The sequence below is a fragment of the Kribbella voronezhensis genome (assembly GCF_004365175.1).
Taxonomy (GTDB): domain Bacteria; phylum Actinomycetota; class Actinomycetes; order Propionibacteriales; family Kribbellaceae; genus Kribbella; species Kribbella voronezhensis.
The window spans coordinates 1102155-1126510 of record NZ_SOCE01000001.1 but is presented as its reverse complement, the minus strand read 5'-3'; the positions used below and the strand labels follow the sequence as shown (position 1 = coordinate 1126510).

The window sequence follows — 24356 nt, the reverse complement described above, 5'->3', positions numbered from 1 at the left end:
CGAACCACCACCTACCGTTGGTCTGGAGTATGAGCACCGATTACTACGCCGTCCTGGGCGTCAGCCGAGACGCCTCACCGGACGAGATCAAGAAGGCCTACCGCAAGCTGGCCCGGCAGTACCACCCGGACGTCAACGACTCCGAGGACGCGCACCACAAGTTCCAGGAGATCGGCCGCGCGTTCCAGGTCCTGAGCGACCCGCAGAAGAAGCAGGTGCACGACCTCGGCGGTGACCCCTTCGCGAGCGGACCGGGCGGGGCCGGCGGTGCCGGTTTCGGCCAGGCCTTCACCTTCACCGACATCATGGACGCGTTCTTCGGCCAGACCGGTGGCGCCACCCGTGGCCCGCGGCCGCGCACCAGGCGCGGCCAGGACGCCCTCATCCCGCTGCGGATCGATCTCGCCGAGGCGGCCTTCGGGACCACCCGCGAGCTCAAGGTCGACACCGCCGTGGTCTGCCCGACCTGTTCGGGTTCCGGCGCCGCGGCCGGTTCCGAGCCGGTCACCTGTGAGATCTGCCACGGCCGCGGCGAGGTGACGCACACCCAGCGCTCGTTCCTCGGCGAGGTCCGGACGATGCGGCCGTGCCCGAACTGCCGCGGCTTCGGCACCACCATCCCGAACCCGTGCATCGAGTGCTCCGGCGACGGCCGGGTGCGCTCCCGGCGGACGGTCACGGTCAAGATCCCCGGTGGCGTCGACAGCGGGACCAGGGTGCAGCTGTCCGGCCAGGGCGAGGTCGGCCCCGGCGGCGGCCCGGCCGGCGACCTGTACGTCGAGATCGAGGTCGAGCAGCACGAGATCTTCAGCCGCAACGGCGACGACCTGCACTGCACGGTCACCCTGCCGATGACGGCGGCCGCACTCGGTACGACGATCGACCTGCCGACGCTGGAAGGCGAGACGACCCCGCTGGAGATCCGCCCCGGTACGCAGTCCGGTACGGCGATGACGCTGACCGCGCGCGGTGTTCCCCGGCTGCGGCACGCAGGTCGTGGTGACCTGATCGTCCAGGTGATCGTGGAGACCCCGACCCGGCTCGACGACACGCAGTCGGCGTTACTGAGGCAGCTCGCGGAGGCCCGGGGCGAGGAGCGGCCGCAAGGTCAGGTCCAGGCCACCCACAAGGGTGTCTTCGGGCGGCTGCGCGACGCCTTCGGCAACCACTGAATCGATGGGTCTCGCGGTCTTCTACCTGGCTGACCTCGACGGGTCGGAGTTGGTGCTCGACGGCGCCGAGGGTCGCCACGCGGCCGTCGTACGGCGGATCCGGCCGGGCGAGCGCGTCCGGCTGACCGACGGGCGCGGGTCCTTCGCCGAAGGACCCGTGACGGCCGCCTCGAAGACCGGCGTCACCGTGTCCGTGGAGTCTCGCGGCACGGTGGCGGCGGCGAGTCCGCGGCTGGTCGTCGTCCAGGCCTTGCCGAAGGGGGAGCGGGCCGAGCTGGCGGTGGAGATGCTCACCGAGGTGGGCGCCGACCTCGTCGTACCGTGGAACGCGGAACGGTCCCAGTTCCGGTCGAACCCGGAGCGGGTCGCGAAGACAGTGGCGAAGTGGCGGGCCTGGGCGTTCGAAGCGAGCAAGCAATCGCGTCGCTCGTGGTTCTGCGAGGTCGCGCCGATCGCATCCACTGCCGAGGTGGCTCAGCTCCTGCGTGACGCCGCGCTGCCCGTAGTACTGCATGAAGAAGCGAAGACCGCGCTGTCCTCAGTGCAGCTTCCCGAGGCAGGCGACATCGTCCTCGTCGTCGGCCCCGAGGGCGGCATCTCCCCAGCCGAACTGGCAGCCTTCGCCGTCGAGCCGGTCCTCCTCGGCGACACAGTTCTCCGCACGTCGACCGCGGGCGTCGCCGCCGCAGCAGCCTTGCTGTCCCGCTCCCGCTGGACCTAGCGGACGATGACCGTCTTCGAGTCGAGGTCGGTGATGCGGCCGTCCTGCGGGGAGATCAGGTAGGCGTCGAGCTGCCAGGCGCCGGGGGCGAGCTTGGTGGTGAAGGAGAAGGGGGAGAAGCCCTGGCCCTGCTTGGTCGTCGTCTGGCCCTGGACCACTTGCCTGGTCTTCTCGTTCGTGGCTCGCCAGTTCACGACCGCCTCGAAGGCGGCGGCGATGCCTTCGACGGTCAGCGGACTCCGAATGACTGTGCCCTCGGTGGGCGAGTTGATCCAGACCAGCGCCTGGACGTCGGCGGCCTGCGCGCGACTGAAGGGCTGGCGGGTGTCGACCAGACCGAACAGCGGCACTCCGGAACGCCCTTGCTGGGTCACCCGGACCTGTGCCGTCTGGTCGCCGAGGGCGCCCTGGACGGTGTAGACGAGCTGCTGGACGGCCACTTGTGCCATCCCCGTTTCCAGCTTCTGCCGCGGGTAGGTCTTGAAGTCCACCGTCACCACGCCGTCGTACTGCGTCACCGACACCGGCGTCGCGTCCTGCCAGAGCGAGTAGTAGTCCGGGTCGTCGGACTTCCCGCTGGCCATCACGCGGACCGCTTCCAGCGCGGGGCGGCCGCTGACCGGCACGAAGGTCCGGTAGAGCCGTACGCCGACTCCGCTGTCGTTGCCCGTCGACTTGCCGAGCCAGTAGACGGAGACAGCCTTGCGCTTGACCGACGGTTCGGTCGTACTGCGGTCCTTGGCGACCGAGGGCTGGTCAGACGGTCCGGGGGTCGTCGGCTGCGGCGCCTGCGACGGGCTTGTCGTCGCCGGGCCGGTCGTCGAGCTGGTCGTCGCGCTGGTCGTGGCGGGCGGACCGGCGACCTCGGGCTCGCCGGTGTTCCGGACGTCGTCGCCGAGCATCGTGAACGCGCCGATCGCCGCGGCCGTACCGACCACGGCCGCGCCGGCGGCGATCATCCACGGCCGGCGGGTGCCGACCTTGCGCTCGGAGCGGACGCGCGACTGGATCTCGTGCAGGCGGTCGGCCGGCTCGATCCGGTCGGCCTCGTCGGCCAGGGCGCGACGCATCAGCTCGTCGAACCGGTCGTCGGGGTCGTTCATCTGCTCTGCTCCAGGACCTGGCGCAGCGACTTGCTCGCCCGCGCGGCGTGGCTCTTCACGGATCCGCGGCTGATCCCCATCGTGTCGGCGATCTCGGCTTCGGAGAGATCACCGTAGTACCGCAGCACCATCACGGTGCGCTGCTTCTCCGGCAGGGTGCGCATCGCTTCGATCACCCGGTCGGTCTCGGCCGTCCGCAGCACAGCCTGCTCCGCGCTGGGCTCCTCCGGCAAGGACCGGGGCATGTGTTTGTCCACCACGACGAGATGCCGCTGCCGCGAACGGCAGCGGTTCACCACGGCGGTGCGTAGGTAGGCCAGGGCCTTGTGGGGATCGCGCAACCGGTGCCAGCGCGCGTGCATCGCCACGAAGGCGTCCTGCACGATCTCCTCCGCCGAACCGGTATCACGCAGCAGCAGGGCGCCGAGGCGGACCAGCGACGTGTAATGCGCCGTGTAGACAGCCGTCAGCGCCTCGTCTGCATCCCACGAGGACTCATGTGCCACGCACTCATCGAACACCACAACGGGTTGTGCCACGCAACGGAGACGCGAAGGTCCCGTCACAGGTTGACACCGCCGCGATGAGAACCTTGGGCTGCCAGGGGTTGGAGGACTCGTTGAAGCAGCACGGTGACACGCGGTGGTCGGGACATCGGGAGATCAGCCATGCGGCGGCCGATCGGCTCTTCGACGAGCTGGCCGGGCCGGACGGCCGGATCCGCGGCATCACCCGGTCGGCGTACGCCGAAGCGCTCGACAAGGCGCAGGCCCATCAGGACCGCCCGCTCGGAGCGGGGCTGATCAGGAACTTCGCCAACTCCGGACTCTCCTTCCCGTACGTCGGACCCGGGCCGACCATGCACTCGGCGTACGCGAATCCCGAGGTCCAGCGGCAGCACTTCATGGCGGACCCGTATCGGCGCGGCGGCGACAACCTGCGCACCAACGTCGACTACATCCACGCTGAGGTGGCGGCGGCCCGAACCGCCAGTGGCGACGACCGGTTCGCCCACCTCGGCGCGGCGGCGCACGCGCTCCAGGACAGCTACAGCGGCGCCCATGCCTGGCGCGAGGACTCCGTGTACGACGGGGATCCGGCCGCTCGGGTGCAGTCGTTGCACGTGTTCACCCCGGCCCACGCGGTCGGCATCGACGACGGGCGGAACACGCACTCGGACGCGTTCGACGAGCCACCGGCACAGTCGGGCTCCACCCGGGCCGCCGTCGAGGCGACGTACCGGCTGTTGTCCGCGTTCGAACGCGGGCTGGACCGACCCGAGCAGGCAGAACAGCTGATGCAGGCGACCCTCGACCCGATGCTCCAGCCCTCCCCAACCGGTGTCATCGTCAACGTCACCCCCAACCGCGAGTGGGAAGCCGAACGCGACCGCCGCCTCGCCCTCGAACACGGTGCCGCCACGCCCATCCCCACCGACGAGCTGACCCGCCTGAAAGCGGTCCTCGCCGACCACGGCCCGGTCAGTCGTACTCCGCCCGGCCAAGCGCCTTCGGCCGGTGTCCCGAAAGGCCGTGCTCAGGCGCGCTCAGGGCAGGTCGGACCGGAATTGCAGTGAGGCTGTCGGGCGGGGCGGCTAGCATGGGTGGGTCACACCATCTGCATCAGGAGGAAGAGGCTGTCCAGGCCACGCAGTATCGAGCCGTCGCACCCGGGTGCGGCGCGCGCCGACAGCGGCGCAGCAGGTGCCGGCCACAAGGCGTCCCACAAGATCGTGGTGCCGAACAGCATCGACATGGTGGCGCTGCTCGGAGCCCGCGACGAGTTCCTCCGGATCGTCGAGAAGGAGTTCGCCGCCGACATCCTGGTCCGTGGCAATGAGATCAGCATGTCCGGCGAGCCCGCCGAGCTGGCCCTGGTCGAGCGGCTGTTCGACGAGCTGATCGCGGTCGTGCGGACCGGTCACGGGCTGATCGCCGACGCCGTCGAGCGCAGCATCGCGATGATCAAGGCCGAGACGGTCGAAAGCCCGGCCGACGTGCTGACCCAGAACATCCTGTCCAGCCGCGGCCGGACGATCCGGCCGAAGACGCTGAACCAGAAGCGCTACGTCGACGCGATCGACAAGAACACGATCGTGTTCGGGATCGGCCCGGCCGGTACCGGCAAGACGTATCTCGCGGTCGCCAAGGCGGTCCAGGCGCTGCAGGCCAAGGAGGTCACCCGGATCATCCTGACCCGGCCGGCCGTCGAGGCCGGTGAGCGGCTCGGGTTCCTGCCCGGCACGCTGTCGGAGAAGATCGACCCGTACCTGCGGCCGCTGTACGACGCGCTGCACGACATGCTCGACCCCGAGTCGATCCCGCGGCTGATGACGGCCGGCACGATCGAGATCGCCCCGCTGGCGTACATGCGCGGCCGGACCCTGAACGACGCCTACATCATCCTGGACGAGGCGCAGAACACCTCGCCCGAGCAGATGAAGATGTTCCTCACCCGGCTCGGCTTCGGCTCGAAGATGGTCGTCACCGGCGACGTCACCCAGGTGGACCTGCCGACCGGGACGAGGTCGGGCCTGCGGGTCGTCCAGGACATCCTGGAAGGCGTCCAGGACCTGGCGTTCTGCCGGCTCACCTCGCACGACGTGGTCCGGCACAAACTGGTCGGCCGGATCGTGTCGGCGTACGAGAACTACGAAAGCGACGCTGAGCCCCGAGCATGAACGTAGAGGTCAACAACGAGTCCGGTGTGGAGATCGACGCCCACGGACTGATGCGGCTGAGCCGTTTCGTGATGTCGTCGCTGCGCCTGCACCCCGAGTGCGAGCTGTCGATCAAGCTGGTCGACGAGGACACGATGGCGCGGTACCACGTCGAGTTCCTGGACCTGCCGGGGCCGACGGACGTGATGTCGTGGCCGATGGACGAGTTGCGGCCCGGGACCAGTGACTCCGACGAGGGCGACCTGCCGCTGGGGCACCTCGGCGACATCGCGCTCTGCCCGACCGTCGCGGCCGCGCAGGGCGCGAAGGCCGGTCATGGCACCTGGGCCGAGCTGGAGCTGCTGACAGTGCACGGGATCCTCCACCTGCTCGGCTACGACCACGCCGAACCCGCCGAAAAGGCGGAGATGTGGGACGTCCAGGGCCGGTTGCTCGAAGCCTGGCGCGCACCAGGAAACAGGCTCGGACAGGAGTGACGTTCCAGTGACCTTCCACGACGGCGTTCTGCTGGTTGTGGCTGCGGTGCTCGTTCTGCTGGCCGGTCTGTTCGCCGGTGCTGAGGCGGCACTTTCGGCGTACTCGAAGGTGCGCGCGAACGAGCAGGTGGAGCAGGGCAACCTGCGCGCCGTTCGGTTGCGCGACCTGCTGTCCGACGCCCCGCGGTACCTGAACACCTTGCTGCTGGTCCGGCTGAGCTGTGAGATCAGCGCGATCGTGCTGGTCACCCAGGCGCTGTCCAACGTCTTCGCGGTGACCTGGGAGCACATCCTGATCACCGCGGTGGTGATGGTGGTCGTCTCCTACGTGATCATCGGTGTCGCGCCGAGGACGCTGGGCCGCCAGCACTCCGACCGGTTCGCGATGATCTCGGCCGGTCCGATCATGGCGCTGACCAGCGTGCTCGGGCCGCTGCCGAAGGTGCTGATCCTGCTCGGCAACGCGCTCACTCCTGGCAAGGGATTCGCGGCCGGCCCGTTCGCGACCGAGGCCGAGCTGCGCGCGCTGGTCGACCTGGCCGAGAAGTCGTCGGTGATCGAGTCCGGCGAGCGGCAGATGATCCACTCGGTGTTCGAACTCGGTGACACCATCGTCCGCGAGGTGATGGTGCCGCGGACCGACATGGTCTACATCGAGCGGCACAAGAAGCTGCGCCAGCTGACCTCGCTCGCGCTGCGCAGCGGCTACTCCCGGATCCCGGTGGTCGGCGAGTCGCTGGACGACATCGTCGGCGTGGCCTACCTCAAGGACGTGATGCGGCGCGTGTACGACAACGCCGCCGCCGAGTCGACCGAGCGGGTCGAGTCGGTGATGCGCCCGTGCATGTACATCCCCGACTCCAAGCCGGTGGACCAATTGCTGCGCGAGATGCAGGCGGCCCGGATGCACGTCGCGATCGTGGTCGACGAGTACGGCGGAACGGCCGGCCTGGTCACCATCGAGGACATCCTCGAGGAGATCGTCGGCGAGATCACCGACGAGTACGACGAGGCCCCGGAAGCCGTGCAGGCGTTGTCCGACGGGGCCTACCGGGTCTCCAGCCGGTTCCCCATCGACGAACTCGGCGAGCTGTTCGGCGTACCGCTGGACGACGACGACGTCGACACGGTCGGCGGCCTGATGGCCAAGCTGCTCGGCAAGGTGCCGATTCCCGGCGCCGAGGTCGAGATCGAGGGCCTCGGCCTGTCTCTCACCGCGGAACGCCCGTCCGGCCGGCGCAACCAGGTCGGTACGGTGCTGGTCCGGCGCGCCGAGCCCGCCGGCCAGCCGCAGGACAGCAGTCACCAGACTGCCTGAATCTTTGGAGCCGTCTTTGTCTGCTGACTTGTCCGCTGAGGACGCCAAGCTCGTCACGCTGGCCCGGGCCGCCCGGGCCCGGACCCGCGCCGCGGAAGGTGCCGCGGTCCGGGACACCGACGGGCGGACTTATGCTGCTTGCACGGTTCAGCTGGACACCGTGCTGCTCAGCGCGCTGCAGTTGGCGATCGCGATGGCGGTGTCTTCCGGCGTCAAGGGAATCGAGGCGGCCGCGGTGGTGACCGAATCACCGGACGTCGATGTGGAGGTGGTGCGCTACTTCGGTGGCGCGGCCCTCCCGGTAGTCGTTGCCAATGGCAACGGAGAGGTTCGTGATGTCGTCCACACCTGAGCACGCCCCGGAGTTCCGCTCCGGCTTCGCCTGTTTCGTCGGCCGCCCGAACGCGGGCAAGTCCACCCTGACCAACGCGCTGGTCGGTCAGAAGATCGTGATCACCTCGTCGAAGCCGCAGACCACGCGGCACGCCGTACGAGGCATCGTGCACCGCCCGGACGCCCAGCTGATCCTGGTCGACACCCCCGGTCTGCACAAGCCGCGGACGCTGCTCGGCGAGCGGCTGAACGACGTGGTCAAGACGACCTGGGCCGAGGTGGACGTGATCGCCATCTGCCTGCCGTCGAACGAGAAGATCGGCCCGGGCGACCGGTTCCTGGTCACCGAGGCGGCCAAGGTCGCCAAGACGCCGAAGATCGCGCTGGCGACCAAGTCCGACCTGGTCGGCCCGGACCGGATGGCCGAACACCTGTCCGAGATCGCCGCCCTGGGCGAGTCGGTCGGGATCGAGTGGACCGCGGTGATCCCGGTCTCGGCCACCGACGGGTTCCAGACCGAACTGGTCGCCGACGAACTGGTCAAGCAGTTGCCGGAAGGCCGGCCGCTGTACCCCGACGGCGACATCACCGACGAGCCCGAGGAGATCCTGGTCGGCGAGCTGATCCGGGAGGCGGCGCTGGAAGGCGTCCGGGACGAACTGCCGCACTCGATCGCCGTCACCATCGACGAGATGGGCCTGCGCGAGGACCGGCCGGCCGACAAGCCGCTGATCGACATCTACGCCAATCTCTACCTCGAGCGGGAGAGCCAGAAGGGCATCATCATCGGCCACAAGGGCGCCCGGCTGCGCGAGGTCGGCGCGAACGCCCGCCGCCAGATCGAGGCCCTGCTCGGTACGCCGGTCTACCTCGACCTGCACGTCAAGATCGCCAAGAACTGGCAGACGGACGCGAAGCACCTTCGCAAGCTCGGGTTCTGACTTGGACGTCCTCAAGAACCCGATGTACTACGCCCTGACGGGCACGCACTCGGGTCTTGCCGAAACCCAGGGCCGGGCCTGTCGCTACCCGGCCCAGGTCGCGCCCTTCCTGGGGCTGCCGGACGAGCCGACCGAGCAGGACTGGGCAGACGCGGCTTCGTTGCTCGGAGTCGGCCACAGCGCCGCCCTGATGCGGCCGGAGTTGCCACTGCCGGAGAACTTCAAGCTCGTCCAGCAGTTCGACCTCGTCCAGTTGGTGGCGCCTGAGTCGTTCGGCGTCGAGGACCCGCAGGCCGTAGTACTGGATGCCGACGACGTGCCGGAGATGCTCGCGCTGACCGAGCTCACCGAGCCGGGACCGTTCCGGACCCGCACGATCGAGTTCGGTGGATATCTCGGGTTGCGTGAGCAGGGCGCGTTGATCGCGATGGCCGGCGAGCGGTGCCGCCCGCCGGGCTACGTCGAGATCAGCGCGGTGTGCACCGATCCGGCGTACCGGGGCAAGGGCCTGGCCACCCGGCTGATCCGGGCAGTTGCCGCCGGCATCGAACAGACCGGCGCACGGCCGTTCCTGCACACCGGCGGCACCAACCTGCAGGCCATCCGCCTCTACGAGTCGCTGGGCTTCGCCGTCTCGAACCGTATGAAGGTTCTGGTCGTAGAACCCGTTTGATCACAGGGTTTTCTGGAAGTCCAGCGCTCTGGCGACGATGTGGTAGTTCAGCTGCTCGTTGATCGCGATCATGTGGGCGTTGGACTCGGCGTTCCAGGTGTCGAGCTGGGTGATGGCCGGCTCGGCCTCGCGCAGCCACAGCAGCATGCCGGTCTTCACCAGCGCGCCGAGGCGGTGACCGCGGTGATCATGGGAGACCGCCGTGTCGGCCTGCTCGGCGATGTGCGGCCGCTCCCGCTCAACGGTGACGGTCGAGTGCCCGGCCAGTACGCCGGTGGCGCGCTCGCGGGCGATCACGCGGTACAGAGCCCGGTCGTGCGCGAGCTGGGCCTCTTCGTAGGCGCGCAGCCGTTCCGGGCTGTACTCCTCGTCCTCGATCTCCAGGTCGTCCCTCGGCGCATCGTTGATCGACGCGGTCACCGCGACCATGTCGTCCAGCAGGTCCTCGGGCAGCCGGCCGGTGATCCGGACCAGTTCGTACGCCGACGAGGCGCGCACCGCTTCGGCGTACAGGTCCTCGACGACCGACCAGTCGAGGCCGGCGATGTCCTGGCGCCGGTTCACCTCGACCGACTTCTGCTCGTACCCGTGGTGCTCGGCGAACGCGGCCGCCTTCGGCAGGTCCCAGGTGGTCGTCCCGATCGATTTCCGCCCGACCCGGCGCGCCAGCTGCTCGGCGTACCGGAGCAGTTCGCTGCCGATCCCGCGGCCGCGGTAGTCCGGGTGCACCTCGACCTCGAACCAGGCGAGATTGGTGTTGTCGTACGTCGGCAGCTCGAGGCTCAGCAGTCCGGCCAGGAACCCGTCCGTGTCCCGGGCGAGATAGCTCCGGCCGGGATCGCCGTCCCAGCCGTACTTCAGGTGCGCCGCGTAGCTGCGAGGCGTCGGCACCACCGATTCCGGGCAGTCGAGTTTCGCGGTGGCGGTCAGCAGGGCTACCGCCTCGGCACAGCCGACCTCGTCGTCGGGAGAGAGCCTGGTGATGTCCACAGCCCCAGCGTGCGCCGCGCCGGCTGTCACCGCGAGTCATTTAGCGCCCGGTGAAGAAGTTCCCGTCGCAAGTATTCTTGACTCGTTCCAGAATACGGGGGAGACTGCCGGTGATGGCCACCTCCGACTTCCAGCAGCTGCTGCGCGAGTCCGCGCTGCGGGTCACCCGGCCGCGGCTCGCCGTACTGGGCGCGGTGCACTCGCACCCGCACGCGGACACCGACGCGATCATCCGCGCCACCCGCGAGGAGCTCCCGGACGTCTCGCACCAGGCGGTGTACGACGTACTGCGCGCGCTGACCGACGCCGGCCTCGTACGCCGGATCCAGCCCGCCGGGTCGGTCGCACGCTACGAGGCCCGGGTGGCGGACAACCACCACCACGTGGTCTGCCGGTCGTGCGGTGCCATCGAAGACGTGGACTGCGCCGTCGGCGCGGCTCCGTGCCTGCACCCGTCCGGACGGCACGGCTTCGTCGTCGACGAGGCCGAGGTCGTGTACTGGGGGCTGTGCCCCGACTGTTCCGCGGCCGGTTCCGAACCAGCCACCACATCGAGAGGTAGAGCATGACCGAGACGCCTGACGTGGCCAACCACGGCAGTGAGAGCGAGAACCCCGCCATCGACTCCCCGACGCCCGCGGTGCCCACGCCCCGGTCGAACCGGGACTGGTGGCCGAACCAGCTGGACCTCTCGGTCCTGCGCCGGCACGCGCCGCAGGCCAGCCCGCTGGACCAGGACTTCGACTACGTCGAGGAGTTCAAGAAGCTCGACGTGGACGCGCTCAAGCGCGACATCGTCGAGGTGATGCGCAGCTCCCAGGACTGGTGGCCGTCCGACTTCGGTCACTACGGCCCGCTGTTCATCCGGATGAGCTGGCACAGCGCCGGCACCTACCGGATCGAGGACGGCCGCGGTGGCGCCGGCGACGGCGCGCAGCGGTTCGCTCCGCTGAACAGCTGGCCGGACAACGCCAACCTGGACAAGGCCCGCCGGCTGCTCTGGCCGGTCAAGCAGAAGTACGGCCGGAAGATCTCCTGGGCCGACCTGCTGGTGCTGGCCGGCAACGTCGCCCTGGAGGACATGGGCTTCCAGACCTTCGGCTTCGGGTTCGGCCGCGAGGACGTCTGGGAGCCGGAGGAGATCTTCTGGGGTCCGGAGGACAGCTGGCTCGGCGACCAGCGCTACAGCGATGACCGGAAGCTGGCCAACCCGTTGGGCGCGGTCCAGATGGGCCTGATCTACGTCAACCCCGAAGGCCCGAACGGCAAGCCGGACCCGCTCGCCGCGGCCCGCGACATCCGCGAGACGTTCGCCCGGATGGCGATGAACGACGAGGAGACCATCGCGCTGATCGCCGGCGGTCACTCGTTCGGCAAGACCCACGGCGCCGGTCCCGCCGATCACGTCGGCCCCGAGCCGGAAGGCGCCCCGATCGAGGCCCAGGGCCTGGGTTGGAAGAGCACCTACGGCTCCGGCAGGGGCGCCGACACCATCACCAGCGGTCTCGAGGTGACCTGGACCAGTACGCCGACGCGCTGGGGCCACGGCTTCTTCCAGAACCTGTTCGGCCACGAGTGGGAGCTCACCAAGAGCCCCGCGGGCGCGTACCAGTGGGTCGCGAAGGATGCCGACGAAAGCATCCCGGACGCCCACGACCCGGCGAAGAAGCACCGCCCGACAATGCTCACGACGGACCTCGCGCTGCGCGTCGACCCGGCGTACGAAAAGATCTCGCGCCGGTTCCTGGAGCACCCGGAGGAGTTCCAGCTCGCCTTCGCCAAGGCCTGGTACAAGCTGCTGCACCGCGACATGGGCCCGGTCTCGCGCTACCTCGGCCCATGGGTCCCGGAGCAGCAGCTCTGGCAGGACCCGGTCCCGGCCGTCGACCACGAGCTGATCGACGAAGCCGACGCCGCGACGCTGAAGCAGCAGCTGCTCGACTCCGGTCTCTCGGTCGGCCAGCTGGTCAAGACGGCCTGGGCCTCGGCGGCCTCGTTCCGCGGTACCGACAAGCGCGGTGGCGCGAACGGCGCCCGGATCCGGCTCGAGCCGCAGCGCAACTGGGAGATCAACGAGCCGGCCGAGCTGGCCGGCGTACTGGCGAAGCTGGAGCAGATCCAGCAGGAGTTCAACAGCGCGCAGACCGGTGGCAAGCGGATCTCGCTGGCCGACCTGATCGTGCTCGGCGGCAACGCGGGCGTGGAGGAAGCGGCGCGCAAGGCCGGCCAGGAAGTCACCGTGCCGTTCCACCCCGGCCGGACCGACGCCTCGCAGGAGGAGACCGACACCGACACGTTCGCCGTACTCGAGCCGCGGGCCGACGGGTTCCGCAACTACGTGCGGGCGGGGGAGAAGGTCTCGCCGGAGACCCTGCTGCTGGACCGGGCGTACATGCTCACCCTGACCGCGCCGGAGCTGACCGTGCTCGTCGGCGGTCTGCGCGCGCTCGGTGCCAACGTCAAGGGCGCCAAGCACGGCGTGTTCACCGACCGGCCGGAGACGCTGAGCACCGACTTCTTCGTGAACCTGCTCGCCGCGGGCACGGAGTGGAAGGCGTCGGCCGCGGAGGAGAACGTCTTCGAGATCCGCGAGCTGGGCAGCGACCAGGTCAAGTGGACGGCAACCGCCGTCGACCTGGTCTTCGGCGCGAACTCGCAGCTGCGGGCACTCGTCGAGGTGTACGCCGCCGACGACGCGCAGGAGAAGTTCATCAAGGACTTCGTCGCTGCGTGGGTGAAGGTGATGGAGCTCGACCGCTTCGACCTGCGCTGAGCAGTCCGAACGGAAAGCAACCGGGCCGGTTCCCTCACGGGGGAGCCGGCCCGGCTTGTACTCCGGCCCGCTTCGCGCCTCCTGCGTCGGCGCTCGACCCACCCGCCCCGAGTCGCTGCTCCTTCGTCGCAGCTCAAACCACGAGCTGCCAACCGGCTACCCCGTCATCGCCAGGTCGTGCAGATCGTGCGAGCCGCCGGTGGCCGCGCGACCCGGGTACGACGGCCCGCTTCGCGCCTCCTGCGTCGGCGCTCGACCCACCCGCCCCGAGTCGCTGCTCCTTCGTCGCAGCTCAAACCACGAGCTGCCGCCGGGTTGCCGCCCCATCTCCAGGTCGGGCAGCTCCCGGGCCTATCCCGCTCCGAGTCGCTGCTCTTGGTCGCGGCTCAACTGCGAACTGCCGCCGGGTTGTCCCGTCATCTCCAGCTCGGGTGTTGCCATCATCTGGACGGTGAGAGCATCCTCGTCGGCTTGACGGCTTCCCCGTCAGTTCGGTGACGGCATCCCGTACGAGTGGTCGACCGTCATCGTGAACAGCAGCCGGCCGTCGTCGACCATCGCGCGGCGGTAGTCGTCCCAGTCCGGGTGCTCGCCCGACGCCTCCCGGTAATAGTCCACCAGCGCCTCGACAGTCTCATCGTGCTGGTCCCGCGCGACCGGGCTGAGCTCGGCCTTGCCCTCCAGAACGAGGTACGAGCGTCCGTCGGGACCATTCACGTACAGGCTCGCCCGCGGATCGCGCCGAAGATTCTTCGTCTTCGCCCGATGGTCAGTCAGCGAGATCCGCACGCTCCGGCCGTCGTACAGGTAAGTGACGTTCGACAGCTGAGGCCGCCCGTCCCGCTTGATCGTCACCAGCACACCAAGCCCGGCTCTCCCGGGTAGCTCAGAAGTCATACTCGAAGCTTAAGAATTCAAACAAACACCCGCGGCTGACGGCCCGGCTTCGCGCCTCTGTGCGGCCACCGGCGGCTCGCACGATCTGCTCGACCTGGCGAGGGCGGGGCACTCGGTTGGCAGCTCGTGGTTTGAGCTGCGACGAAGGAGCAGCGACTCGGGGCGGGTGGGTCGAGCGCCGACGCAGGAGGCGCGAAGCGGGCCGTCATATCCGGGTCGCGAGGCCACCGGCGGCTCGCCCAATCTGCCCGACCTGGCGATGACGGGGTAGCCGGTTGGCAGGTCGTGGTTTGAGCTGCGACGAAGGAGCAGCGACTTGGGGTGGGTGGGTCGAGCGCCGACGCAGGAGGCGCGAAGCGGGCCGTCGTACCAGGTCGGCCGCCATTCGCGGATCCCACCCCGACCGCTTGCCGAGTCCCATGATCACTCTCTGTCTCGACCCGCGAGACCCCGGGTTCGACCTGTGGCGCGGGTTGTGGGTAGAGTCGCAGGCACTATGCGGCACCTGGTTCTTCTCCTTCGCTGCCGCGGCGAGGCCTGACGTAGGCCGGTTCCCTCGCCGCGGAGTTTTGTCGTACGCCGGTCGCACTGAGACCCCGCAGTACAGACTCTCGCGAGGAGAACCCGCAAATCATGGCACCGAAGAATCAGCCCAAGCCTGTTCAGCAGAGTTCCGGGATGCCGATCGGCCGGTACAGTGCGTTTCCGCCGATCGACCTGCCGGACCGCACCTGGCCGGCCAAAGCGGTCACCGCGACGCCGCGCTGGCTGTCGACCGATCTGCGCGACGGCAACCAGGCTCTGGTCGAGCCGATGTCGCCGGCCCGGAAGCGGCGGATGTTCGATCTGCTGGTGAAGATGGGCTACAAGGAGATCGAGATCGGTTTCCCGAGCGCCAGCCAGTACGACTTCGACTTCGTTCGTAGCCTGATCGAGGGTGACGCGATCCCCGAGGACGTGACGATCTCCGTCCTGACCCAGGCGCGCGAGGAGCTCATCGAGCGGACCGTGCAGTCGCTGCAGGGGTCGCCGAAGGCAACGATCCACCTGTACAACGCGACCGCGCCGCTGTTCCGCCGGGTCGTGTTCAACGTGGACAAGGCGGAGTGCCGCAACATCGCCGTACGCGGCACGGAGACCGTGATGAAGTACGCCGACGAGATGCTCGGCGATTGCGAGTTCGGCTACCAGTACAGCCCGGAGATCTTCACCGGCACCGAGCTGGAGTTTGCGCTCGAGGTGTGCGAGGCGGTCAGCGATGTCTGGCAGCCGGACGAGGGTCGCGAGATCATCCTGAATCTGCCGGCGACCGTCGAGATGAGTACGCCGAACGTCTACGCCGACCAGATCGAGTGGTTCGGCCGCCACCTGACCAGGCGCGAGCACAGCACGATCAGCCTGCACCCGCATAACGACCGCGGTACGGCGGTGGCCGCGACCGAGCTGGCCTTGATGGCCGGCGCCGATCGCGTCGAGGGCTGCCTGTTCGGCCACGGTGAGCGGACCGGGAACGTCGACCTGGTGACGCTGGGGATGAACCTGTTCAGCCAGGGGATCGACCCGCAGATCGACTTCTCCGACATCGACGAGATCCGCCGCACCGTCGAGTACTGCACCCAGATGCGGGTGCCCGAGCGTCAGCCGTACGCCGGTGACCTCGTCTACACCGCCTTCTCCGGCTCGCACCAGGACGCGATCAAGAAGGGCCTGGAGGCGCTGGACAAGCAGGCTGCCGCCGAGGGCAAGCCGGTCGGCGAGATCCACTGGGAGGCGCCGTACCTGCCGATCGACCCGAAGGACGTCGGCCGGTCGTACGAGGCCGTCATCCGGGTGAACTCGCAGTCCGGCAAGGGCGGCGTCGCGTACATCATGAAGTCGGAGCACCGCCTCGACCTGCCGCGCCGGCTGCAGATCGAGTTCAGCCGTGTGATCCAGCAGTACACCGACACCGAGGGCGGCGAGGTCGGCCCGCAGCAGATGTGGGACATCTTCTCCACCGAGTACCTGGCGCCCGGCAAGCTGTCGCTGCTGACGGTCAACTCGACCTCGGGTGAGGGGCAGGGCGACCAGCTCCGCGTGCAGGTGTACGCGAACGGCGTACCGCACGAGTTGGTTGGCGAGGGCAACGGTCCGGTGTCGGCCTTCGTCGACGCGATCAAGCCGCTGAAGTACGACGTACGGGTGCTGGACTACCACGAGCACGCGCTCTCGGCCGGTGGTGACGCCCTGGCCGCGGCGTACGTCGAGTGCGAGGTCGGCGACGACGTCTACTGGGGTGTCGGCCGGGACGCCAACATTCTCACCGCGTCGCTGAAGGCGGTCGTCTCCGCCGTCAACCGCGCGAACCGCTGATCCACTGAGTCGCCCGCTGCTAATTGGGTAGCGGGCGACTCTTTTGTTGGACAGACTCGCCCGGTGATCACCGTGCGCGAGATCGATCCGTCCGGCGAACCGCTGTTCGACGAGTGGTACGCCGTACTGCGGGCCGGCGCGACCGCGGGCCGGGAAGCAGCCATTGTCGCGGGCCACCAGGCACTGGCGTACTCGCTGCGCAATCCCGGCCCGGCCAAGACCAGGCTGCCGATCGCCGCGTTCGACGGCGACCGGATCGTCGGCGCGATGCTGTTCGAGTACCGCCTCGAGGAGGACCTGGACGCGATCGAGGTCGAGATCGACGTACCACCGGCCGAGCGCCGGCGCGGGATCGGCACCGCACTCTGGAACTGGGCGACGACGCGAGCCAGTGAACTCGGCCGGACGATCTTCCAGACCGAGATCGGCGCTCCCACCGAGACCGCCCCCGGACTGGTCTTCGCGACCGCCCTCGGCTTCAGCGTCGAGAACGTCGAGGACCACCTCGTCGTACCGCTTCCGTACGACGAAACGCGGCTGCGCGAACTCAGGGAGACCGCGGGCGACCCCGACGGCTATCGACTGACGTCATGGGCCGGCCCTTGTCCGCCGGAGTACCTGGCGGAGTACGCCGATCTCCGCACGGCGATGGACCAGGATGTCCCGACCGGCGGGATGACGCACGAGCGTGCCCCCTGGACGGTCGAGCGCTTGCGGACGAGCGAAGAGCGACTGGCCAAGAACTACCTCGCCCTGGTCACGATGGCGCACACCACCGTCGGCGCCCCGGCCGGCTACACGCTGATGTGGTTGCCCAGGGACGACGCCGAGCATGCGCAGCAGGACGACACGCTCGTACTACGGAATCACCGCGGCCACAATCTCGGGACCCACCTGAAGCTCGCCAACCTCGATCAACTCGCGAAGCACCGCAGTACTCAGGCGTGGCTGCACACGTGGACCGCGCTCACCAACACGCCGATGCAGAAAGTCAACGCCCGCTTCGGCTTCAGGCCGGTAGAACGTCTCTACGAGCTGGAGCTGAGTCTGCCGTTGGCCGAGCAGAGCTAAAGGCGACGTTCCCAGCTCAGGCGGCCTTCGTCCATGGTGGCGTGGCCGTCCGCACCGGCGGCGACGTTGGGGTCGTGGGTCGCGATGATGACGGCGGCACCGCGGTCGGCCTCGCGGCGCAGCAGTTCGAGGACGCGTTCGCGGTTGGTGCTGTCGAGTTCGCTGGTCGACTCGTCGGCCAGGATCGCCCGGCCCTGCTGGGCGAGTCCGCGCGCCACCGCGACCCGCTGCTGCTCGCCACCGGACAGCTCCTCGACCAGGTGATCCCCGCTGTCCTCCAGGCCGACGTCCTTCAACGCCTTCTCGATCGTCCCATCGATGGTGTCGAGGGTGTGCTCGCGCTCCTCGTCGTCGTCCTCGTCACGCCGTGCCAGTACTGCGGTCAGCGCGCGATCCGCGAGCAGTGGCATCGACAGGTTCTCCCGCGCCGTGAGCACCCGGGCCAGCCCGTTGCCCTGCGGGATCAGGACGACCCCGTGTGCCGCGGCGGCCGGCCGGTCGGTGATCGTCAGGCCGTCCACCTCGACCGTGCCCGAACTCGCCCGGACCGCGCCGGCGATTGCCCAGAGCAACGAACTCTTGCCGGCCCCGGACGGCCCGCTGACGGCGAGCACACACCCCGGCGGTACCCGCAGCGACACGTCCGCGACCGCGAGCACTTCGCCGTACGCGACGCTGAGATTGGTGACGGTGATCATGCCTGACCTTCTTGCTCGACCGGGGTGAGGTGGACGCCGCCAGTGCCGTCCTCGGAGCTGGTGACGCGGACCAGGGTGCCGGGTGGCAGCAGTTCGGCGACATGCGGTGGCAACGGCAACGATCCGTCGGTGGCGACCACCGCGAACTCCTCGCCGGAGCGGCCCTCGGAGGCGATCCGGCCGTCGCGGATGGTGATGGTGCGGGGGAGGACCGCCGCGACCTCGGGGTCGTGGGTGATCAGCAGCACGGTCATCCCGGTGCTGGCGTTGATGGTTGAGATCGCGTTCAGGACCTCGTCGCGGGCCTGGTGGTCGAGCTGGCTGGTCGGTTCGTCCGCCAGTAGCAGGCCGGGGAAGGTCGCGACTCCGACCGCGACAGCGCAGAGCTGGACCTGACCTGGCGTGAGGCGGTCGAGCGGCGTACGGGCGTGGTCGCGCAGGCCGACGAGTTCCAGTACTTCGACCGGGCTGGGCAAGCTGCGCCCGCGAGGTGCCGCGCGCTGGGCGTAGCGGATGTTGTCCTCCGGCGTCAGGTAGGGGATCAGGTTGCGGCCGGCGCCCTGCAACACGATGCCGACGTCGCCGGACCGCATCCGGTCGAGTTCGGCCTCGGTCATCGTCGCGATGTGGTGCTCGCCGATCTGCAGGCGGCCCGCGCTCGGGGTGAGCAGGCCGCCGCACAGCTGCAGCAGGGTGGACTTGCCGGCCCCCGACGGACCGAGCAGGCCGACGAGTTCACCCGGGCGGACGGAGATCCCGATACCGGACAGCGCGGCGACATCATGGCCTTGGCTGCGGTAGATGTGCACCAGGCCGCTGGTGTTGATCGCGAGCCCGCTCATGACAGCTCCTCCCGGATCCGGTGGTACCCGGCGCGGCGGTTGACGCCCGTTCCCAGCAGAAGGGTCGTGGTCGTCAGCACCGCCGTTCCGATCAGCCACAGCAGCAGGGCGACGGTCCAGTTGGTGTGCAGGTCGAGCGGGATCGGCGACTTCAGCAGTGTCTCGGCGAACAGCGGGATCATCGGCAGCGCGATCTGTGCCCCGAACACCCCGCAGGCCGATCCGAGCAAGGCCGCCAGCGCGACCGGCCCGGTCTGCTCCCAGCGTGCGGCCCGCCCGGTGGTGCCGGCCGGTACGCCGGTGATCCGCAGGCTGGCGTAGTCCTGCGCGCGGGACCGCCACGAGGTCACCACCATCAACAGCAGCACGATGATCGCCAGCGACCAGCCCGCGATCCCGACCACCGGGGTGAGCTGGAGAGCCAGGGCGCTGGCCGACCGGCCGTAGGTGGCGATCCGGTCGCTGTGCCGGTCGATCAGGGTCGCCACCATCCCGGCCTGCCCGAGGCCGTCGATCACCCGCTGCGAGTTCGCCAGTCCGTCGGCGTTCAGCCAGACCTGGAACTCGGTCGAGAGCTGGTCCACCGAACCGCCCAGCCGCCGGATGTTCTCCAGGTCGACCACCGCGGCGTTCAGCGGATACCGGTTGATCGTTCCCTGCGGGCGGTCGATCTTCTGGACCGGTACGGCGAGCCCGTCGGTCCCCGGCACGGTGGTGGCGTCGCTGAAGACGAACCCCGGACTGATCAGGGCCGGCACCACGGCCGGGACGGAACCGTGCTGGATGAACTGCTCGTTGCCGGTGTTGGTCAGGTCGAAGGCGAGGCCGCCACCGGAGCGGTCGTCGACCGCGATCGAGCCGGGTGTGCCGTCGATGGCCTTGACCGGCCTCCAATCGGCCGCCGCCCCGAGCGGGACCGCCTTGCCACCCTCCATCGTGAGCTTGCCGATCTCGATCCGGCCCTTGAATCCGCCCGGATCGTTGAGACCTCGGGCGAGCCCGAGCCGGACCAGCTGGCAGCCCTGCAGGCAGCCGATCTGCGTCTTGAGGACGAACGTCCTGCCCGCTACCAGCGGCATCGGCGGGAACCGAACCAGGAACCGCGCGCCACCGGCCCGGCTGACCACGTTCGCCTCCAGGATCACCGATTTCGCCGCCGGGTTCTGAGCGGGCTGCTGACCGTTGAAGCTGGTCACCGCGACCGGAGTCAGCTTGCCGGGGGTCGCGGTGATGGTCAGCTCATGGCCGTGGATATCGATCCGGTCCGGCTTGGCGGGCGCCTTCAGAGCGTCGTACCCGGCCGCGTCGGTGAGTTGGTCGCCGCGGAAGGCGATCCGGCGGAAGCTGTCCGGTTCGATCATCATGCCGGTGAGCCCATCCGGCGACGGCGGCCTGGACAGGACGACGGGGGTGAGCCAGTGCCGATCCGGGTCGATCTTGTCGATGGCCTGGCTGAAGCTGCTGAGATCGGTGACGGACATCGACAACACGCCCTCGGCGCCGGTCTCGTAGCCGGCCCGAAGATCTCGGTTGTCACCGGCAACCGAAGCGGCCTGACCGGCGAACGAGGCCAACGCGGTCGCCACTGCCACGACGGCGACGATGCGCGTCACCGCCGGTCGCCGGGAGACCTGCAAAGCACCCAGGGCCAGCCCCAGCCGGCCACGACGCAAGGCCCGTCGGCTGACGAATCCCGCGGCGGGCAAGAGGAGATGAGCGAAGGTCAGCCCGACGGCCAGCGCCAGCAGCGTGGGCGTCAGCACCGGCAGGGGACCGCGGCCACCTCCGGTGAGCGCCGCGACCAGGCCGGCCGAGGCCAGCATGATGATGGAGAGGTCGATCATCCCCAGCGCCCGGCTGCGTCGCCGCGGTACCACCCGGCGCAACAGTGTCGAGATGGGTTGTTGCACGACACTCCGCACGGACCAGACGACGACAGCGATCCCCACCACAACAGCCAGCGCGACCGCGGCCGGCACGGTCCAGGGGACCTCGATCGGTGCGCCGCCGTTCAGCCAGGTCGCCCGCACGACCAGCAACAGCAGGAATCCCGTCCCGATCCCCGCCAGCAGTCCAGTGAGGACAGCCACTCCGAGTTCCACCGCCAACGACCGCCCGGTACGCCGTGCGCTGGCCCCCCGGAGCCGAGCTACCGCTATCTCCGGCCGACGCTGATCCACTACTGCCGACAGCGCCAGCGCCAGGACCACTACGCCGAACAGGGCGACCTGGACCATCACCAGCGGGATGATCGTGGTGGCCTGCTTCCGCTCGGCCTGGATCTGGTCGATCACCCCGACGAGCCCGGACGCGTTCCTGGTCTCCAGCCCCAGTTGGGAGGCATTGGCATCGACCTGCTCGGTGGCGTCCTTGATCCGCTGCAGATCGTCGGCCCGCACGACGCCGGCCAGGGGCCGGGTATCCAGGGTCGAGCGGTGCCCCCAGATGCTTTTGACGAAAGTGGCGCGATCCGTCAGCAGGAAGTCCCCGCTGCCCGGATCCGGGAACTCCGGCAGATGTGACCGGCCTACCGGCGCACGCCCGAACCAGTAGTCGGCCAGTGGATCGACCGGCTTGTAGACGCCGACCACCGTGAGGTTGGCGCCGCCCGCGTAGTCGGTCGGCTTCGCGATCAGGACGGAGCCCGTCTTCGCGTTGAAGTTCGCTTTGTCGGCGGTGGAGACGGCGACCTCGCCGGGCCCCTTCGGGCAGCGCCCTTCGATCAGGACCAGTTGGCCGCAGTACGCGTCCCGCCAGACCAGCCGGCCGACGACCTTGACGTCCTTGGGGTCGGTGCTGAGCCGCCACTGGGCGTCCACGGTCTGACCGTAGAGCGGTGGGCTGAACAGTGGCTTCAGGTCGGCGGGGACGAGTTGAGCCAGGTCTTCGGGCTTCTTCGCGGTCGCCACACCACTCGCCGCCGGCGGCGTCGCTTCCAGTTGCCAGGCGGCTGACTGACGCTGGCTGTGCAGGGTTTCCGTGGTGACCGTCTGCTCGACCGCGCGGGCGAACCAGGGCGCGAATGCCGCGCAGGTGCCGATCAGCAGCGAGACGCCGGTCAGTACCAGTGCCTGGGCATACCGGTACCGCAGTGCGCGCCGCAGAAACATGACTGGACCCCCCAGGAACCCGCTGGACACCTGACCTGCTGACGATACGAAGTCGCTCGACCGTCCGGTCGGGTCGGCCTGAAATGACACAAAGTTGTTGCAGGAGCAACGGATGTCATGCCGGGAGGGCTGGTTTCGGCTGCGCAGCGAAGGATTGTGGCTACTTTCAGTAACTCTGGACCCCTCGCATCGCGGCGGTGCGGCACAGGTAGGTTCGGAGCATGCGTGAATCCCAGCTCGGAGAACTGACCGTTTCCAGCCTCGGCCTCGGCTGCATGGGCATGTCCCAGTCGTACGGCGTGTCCAACGACGACGCCGAGTCGATCGCGACCGTGCACGCCGCCCTCGACGCCGGCTGCACCTTCATCGACACCGCCGACGTGTACGGCAACGGTGCGAACGAGGAGCTCGTCGGGCGGGCGCTCGCGGGCCGGCGCGACGAGGCGATCCTGGCGACCAAGTTCGGCTTCCAGTGGTCGTCGGGGAACAGCACCCTGCCGACGGTGGTGAACGGCAAGCCGGAGTACGCGCGCGCCGCCCTCGACGCGTCGCTGCAGCGGCTCGGGGTGGATTACGTCGACCTCTGGTACCTGCACCGCCGCGATCCGGAGGTCCCGATCGAGGAGACCGTCGGGGCGATGGCCGAGGCGGTGCAGGCCGGCAAGGTCCGCTATCTCGGGCTGTCCGAGGTGTCGGGGGAGACGGTGCGCGCGGCGCACGCTGTCCATCCGATCAGCGCGGTGCAGAGCGAATGGTCGCTGTGGACGCGCGACCCGGAGACCGTCGTCCTGCCGACGCTGCGCGAGCTCGGCATCGGGTTCGTACCGTTCAGCCCGCTCGGCCGTGGGTTCCTGACCGGCCAGCTCAAGTCGCCGGACGACTTCGAGCCGGACGACATGCGGCGCGGGCTGCCCCGGTTCAGCGGCGAGAACTTCCAGCGCAACCTGGACCTGGTCGAGAAGGTCCGGTCGCTGGCCGCGGCCAAGGGGGTGACGGCCGGGCAGCTGGCGCTGGCCTGGTTGCTTGCCCAGGGCAATGACATTGCGCCGATCCCGGGCACGAAGCGGCGCAAGTACCTGGCCGAGAACCTCGGTGCGATCGACGTGACACTGTCGGCCGAGGAACTCGCGGCGCTGGACGAGGCGTTCCCGCCGGACGCGGTGGCGGGGGACCGGTACAGCGAGGCCGCCATGAAGGCAGTCGAGCGGTGACCACCCTCGACCCCGAGCTGAGCCCGACTGGGGGATCGGCGGACAGCCTCGATCCGGAGCTGAGCTCGGTGGGAGCAATGGTGGGGTCGGCGGACAGCCTCGATCCGGAGTTGAGTCCGGTCGAGGCCGAAGCGGGCGCCGAGTTGCCCTCGACCTCGGGGTTGATCGCGGTGACGGGCGCGACGGGGCAGGTTGGTTCGCGGGTCGCGCGGCGGCTCGCGGCAGCAGGGGCCGCCCTGCGCCTCGTAGTACGAGATCCTGCTCGTGCTCCCGAGTTGGCCGGCGCGCAGGTCGCCCAGGCGTCGTACGGGGACACCGCGGCGCTGTTGAACGCATTGGACGGGGTGCAGACGCTGTTCCTGGTCAGCGCCTCCGAATCCGCCGACCGGGTTTCCTTGCACAAGGCAACGATCGACGCGGCGGTCGCGGCCGGCGTACGGCGGATCGTCTACACCTCGTTCGTCGGGGCGGCGCCGAACGCGACCTTCACCTTCGCGCGCGACCACTGGCACACAGAGCAGCACCTCCTGGCGACCGGTGTCGACTACACCTTCCTGCGGGACAACATGTACCTCGACTTCATCCCCGGCTTCGCGGGCGAGGACGGGGTGATCCGCGGGCCGGCGGGCGACGGGCGCGTCGCGGCGGTCCTGCGGGAGGACGTCGCCGACGTGGCCGCGAAGGTGCTGCTGGAGCCGGCGCACTCGGGCCAGACGTACGACCTGACCGGTCCGGCGGCCTTCACGCTGGCCGAGGCGGCGGCGATGATGAGCGAGGCCTGGGGCCGGCCGATCCGGTACGAGGCGGAGACGCTGGACGAGGCGTACCGCTCGCGGGAGTCGTTCGGGGCTCCGCCGTGGGAGGTGGCCGGCTGGGTCACGTCGTACGCCGCCATCGCCAGCGGCGAACTCAGCGAGGTCAGCAGCGCGGTCGAGGACATCACCGGGCACCCGCCGACCGGCCTGGCGGAGTACCTCGCACGCGGGTGAGAGACT

At 69.2% G+C, this 24356-nt stretch carries 23 protein-coding genes; 15 read left to right on the top strand and 8 right to left on the bottom strand.

The window, feature by feature from the left end; genetic code table 11:
• The first annotated feature begins 29 nt into the window (after window positions 1-29).
• Window positions 30-1172 carry a molecular chaperone DnaJ gene (gene dnaJ, locus EV138_RS04925; protein WP_133977241.1) on the top strand — a complete coding sequence of 381 codons (1143 nt, stop codon included), beginning with the start codon at window positions 30-32 and terminating at the stop codon, window positions 1170-1172.
• A 4-nt stretch (window positions 1173-1176) separates the two neighbouring features.
• Complete coding sequence (locus tag EV138_RS04920) at window positions 1177-1893, top strand: 16S rRNA (uracil(1498)-N(3))-methyltransferase (protein WP_133977240.1); 717 nt, start codon at window positions 1177-1179, stop codon at window positions 1891-1893.
• Here EV138_RS04920 and EV138_RS04915 read toward each other — a convergent pair.
• The gene (locus EV138_RS04915) at window positions 1890-2996 is read right to left on the bottom strand and encodes a Gmad2 immunoglobulin-like domain-containing protein (protein WP_133977239.1); all 1107 of its coding nucleotides are present in this window, start codon (window positions 2994-2996) and stop codon (window positions 1890-1892) included. The genes EV138_RS04920 and EV138_RS04915 overlap by 4 nt on opposite strands.
• Window positions 2993-3502 carry a SigE family RNA polymerase sigma factor gene (locus EV138_RS04910; protein WP_238157963.1) on the bottom strand — a complete coding sequence of 170 codons (510 nt, stop codon included), beginning with the start codon at window positions 3500-3502 and terminating at the stop codon, window positions 2993-2995. Before EV138_RS04910 ends, EV138_RS04915 begins: the two co-directional genes overlap by 4 nt.
• Before the next feature lie 77 nt (window positions 3503-3579).
• On the opposite strand from EV138_RS04910, the gene EV138_RS04905 reads away from it, so the two are divergent.
• Window positions 3580-4572: a hypothetical protein gene (locus tag EV138_RS04905; RefSeq protein ID WP_133977238.1), complete on the top strand. Its 993-nt coding sequence runs from the start codon at window positions 3580-3582 to the stop codon at window positions 4570-4572.
• Window positions 4573-4604: 32 nt separating this feature from the next.
• On the opposite strand, the gene EV138_RS37890 is transcribed toward EV138_RS04905, so the two are convergent.
• Window positions 4605-4751 (bottom strand): hypothetical protein, encoded by a 147-nt coding sequence (locus EV138_RS37890; protein ID WP_232828583.1) that lies wholly within the window; start codon window positions 4749-4751, stop codon window positions 4605-4607.
• On the opposite strand from EV138_RS37890, the gene EV138_RS04900 reads away from it, so the two are divergent.
• The 6 genes from EV138_RS04900 to EV138_RS04875 are packed head-to-tail and all read left to right on the top strand — an operon-like array spanning window position 4750 to window position 9417.
• Window positions 4750-5676: a PhoH family protein gene (locus EV138_RS04900; protein ID WP_238158401.1), complete on the top strand. Its 927-nt coding sequence runs from the start codon at window positions 4750-4752 to the stop codon at window positions 5674-5676. The two genes, EV138_RS37890 and EV138_RS04900, sit on opposite strands and share 2 nt — an antisense overlap.
• Window positions 5673-6152 (top strand): rRNA maturation RNase YbeY, encoded by a 480-nt coding sequence (gene ybeY, locus EV138_RS04895; protein ID WP_133977237.1) that lies wholly within the window; start codon window positions 5673-5675, stop codon window positions 6150-6152. The genes EV138_RS04900 and ybeY overlap by 4 nt, the downstream gene beginning before the upstream one ends.
• A 7-nt stretch (window positions 6153-6159) precedes the next feature.
• A complete protein-coding gene (locus tag EV138_RS04890) occupies window positions 6160-7470 on the top strand; it encodes a hemolysin family protein (protein WP_133977236.1) in 1311 nt (436 codons plus the stop codon).
• A gap of 16 nt (window positions 7471-7486) precedes the next feature.
• Entirely contained in the window at window positions 7487-7822 is a 336-nt protein-coding gene (locus tag EV138_RS04885) for a cytidine deaminase-like protein (protein WP_133977235.1), read from the top strand.
• Entirely contained in the window at window positions 7806-8744 is a 939-nt protein-coding gene (gene era / locus EV138_RS04880) for a GTPase Era (RefSeq protein WP_133977234.1), read from the top strand. Before EV138_RS04885 ends, era begins: the two co-directional genes overlap by 17 nt.
• Window position 8745: 1 nt before the next feature.
• A complete protein-coding gene (locus EV138_RS04875) occupies window positions 8746-9417 on the top strand; it encodes a GNAT family N-acetyltransferase (protein WP_238157962.1) in 672 nt (223 codons plus the stop codon).
• Here the strand turns inward: EV138_RS04875 and EV138_RS04870 are convergent, their stop codons facing one another.
• The gene (locus EV138_RS04870) at window positions 9418-10407 is read right to left on the bottom strand and encodes a GNAT family N-acetyltransferase (RefSeq protein ID WP_238157961.1); all 990 of its coding nucleotides are present in this window, start codon (window positions 10405-10407) and stop codon (window positions 9418-9420) included.
• 113 nt (window positions 10408-10520) lie between these two features.
• Between EV138_RS04870 and EV138_RS04865 the strand changes: the two genes are divergently transcribed.
• Both EV138_RS04865 and katG read left to right on the top strand, forming a co-directional pair.
• Window positions 10521-10976, top strand: a complete 456-nt coding sequence (locus tag EV138_RS04865) for a Fur family transcriptional regulator (RefSeq protein WP_112245632.1) — start codon at window positions 10521-10523, stop codon at window positions 10974-10976.
• Entirely contained in the window at window positions 10973-13180 is a 2208-nt protein-coding gene (katG, locus tag EV138_RS04860; protein ID WP_133977232.1) for a catalase/peroxidase HPI, read from the top strand. Before EV138_RS04865 ends, katG begins: the two co-directional genes overlap by 4 nt.
• 486 nt (window positions 13181-13666) lie before the next feature.
• Here the strand turns inward: katG and EV138_RS04855 are convergent, their stop codons facing one another.
• Window positions 13667-14077 (bottom strand): PPOX class F420-dependent oxidoreductase, encoded by a 411-nt coding sequence (locus EV138_RS04855; RefSeq protein WP_133977231.1) that lies wholly within the window; start codon window positions 14075-14077, stop codon window positions 13667-13669.
• 633 nt (window positions 14078-14710) lie between these two features.
• Between EV138_RS04855 and leuA the strand changes: the two genes are divergently transcribed.
• Window positions 14711-16429 (top strand): 2-isopropylmalate synthase, encoded by a 1719-nt coding sequence (gene leuA, locus EV138_RS04850; protein WP_133977230.1) that lies wholly within the window; start codon window positions 14711-14713, stop codon window positions 16427-16429.
• Between the two features lie 63 nt (window positions 16430-16492).
• Complete coding sequence (locus tag EV138_RS04845; RefSeq protein ID WP_133977229.1) at window positions 16493-17500, top strand: GNAT family N-acetyltransferase; 1008 nt, start codon at window positions 16493-16495, stop codon at window positions 17498-17500.
• On the opposite strand, the gene EV138_RS04840 is transcribed toward EV138_RS04845, so the two are convergent.
• Genes EV138_RS04840 through EV138_RS04830 form a run of 3 tightly spaced genes read right to left on the bottom strand, consistent with a single transcriptional unit; the run spans window position 17497 to window position 22150 of the window.
• Window positions 17497-18198, bottom strand: a complete 702-nt coding sequence (locus EV138_RS04840; protein WP_133977228.1) for an ABC transporter ATP-binding protein — start codon at window positions 18196-18198, stop codon at window positions 17497-17499. The two genes, EV138_RS04845 and EV138_RS04840, sit on opposite strands and share 4 nt — an antisense overlap.
• Complete coding sequence (locus EV138_RS04835) at window positions 18195-19040, bottom strand: ABC transporter ATP-binding protein (RefSeq protein WP_133977227.1); 846 nt, start codon at window positions 19038-19040, stop codon at window positions 18195-18197. The genes EV138_RS04840 and EV138_RS04835 overlap by 4 nt, the downstream gene beginning before the upstream one ends.
• Window positions 19037-22150: an FtsX-like permease family protein gene (locus tag EV138_RS04830; protein ID WP_133977226.1), complete on the bottom strand. Its 3114-nt coding sequence runs from the start codon at window positions 22148-22150 to the stop codon at window positions 19037-19039. Before EV138_RS04830 ends, EV138_RS04835 begins: the two co-directional genes overlap by 4 nt.
• 221 nt (window positions 22151-22371) lie before the next feature.
• On the opposite strand from EV138_RS04830, the gene EV138_RS04825 reads away from it, so the two are divergent.
• Both EV138_RS04825 and EV138_RS04820 read left to right on the top strand, forming a co-directional pair.
• Entirely contained in the window at window positions 22372-23361 is a 990-nt protein-coding gene (locus tag EV138_RS04825; protein WP_133977225.1) for an aldo/keto reductase, read from the top strand.
• On the top strand, window positions 23358-24350 hold the full coding sequence (locus EV138_RS04820; protein WP_238157960.1) for an SDR family oxidoreductase: 993 nt from the start codon (window positions 23358-23360) through the stop codon (window positions 24348-24350). Before EV138_RS04825 ends, EV138_RS04820 begins: the two co-directional genes overlap by 4 nt.
• The last annotated feature ends 6 nt before the right edge of the window (window positions 24351-24356 follow it).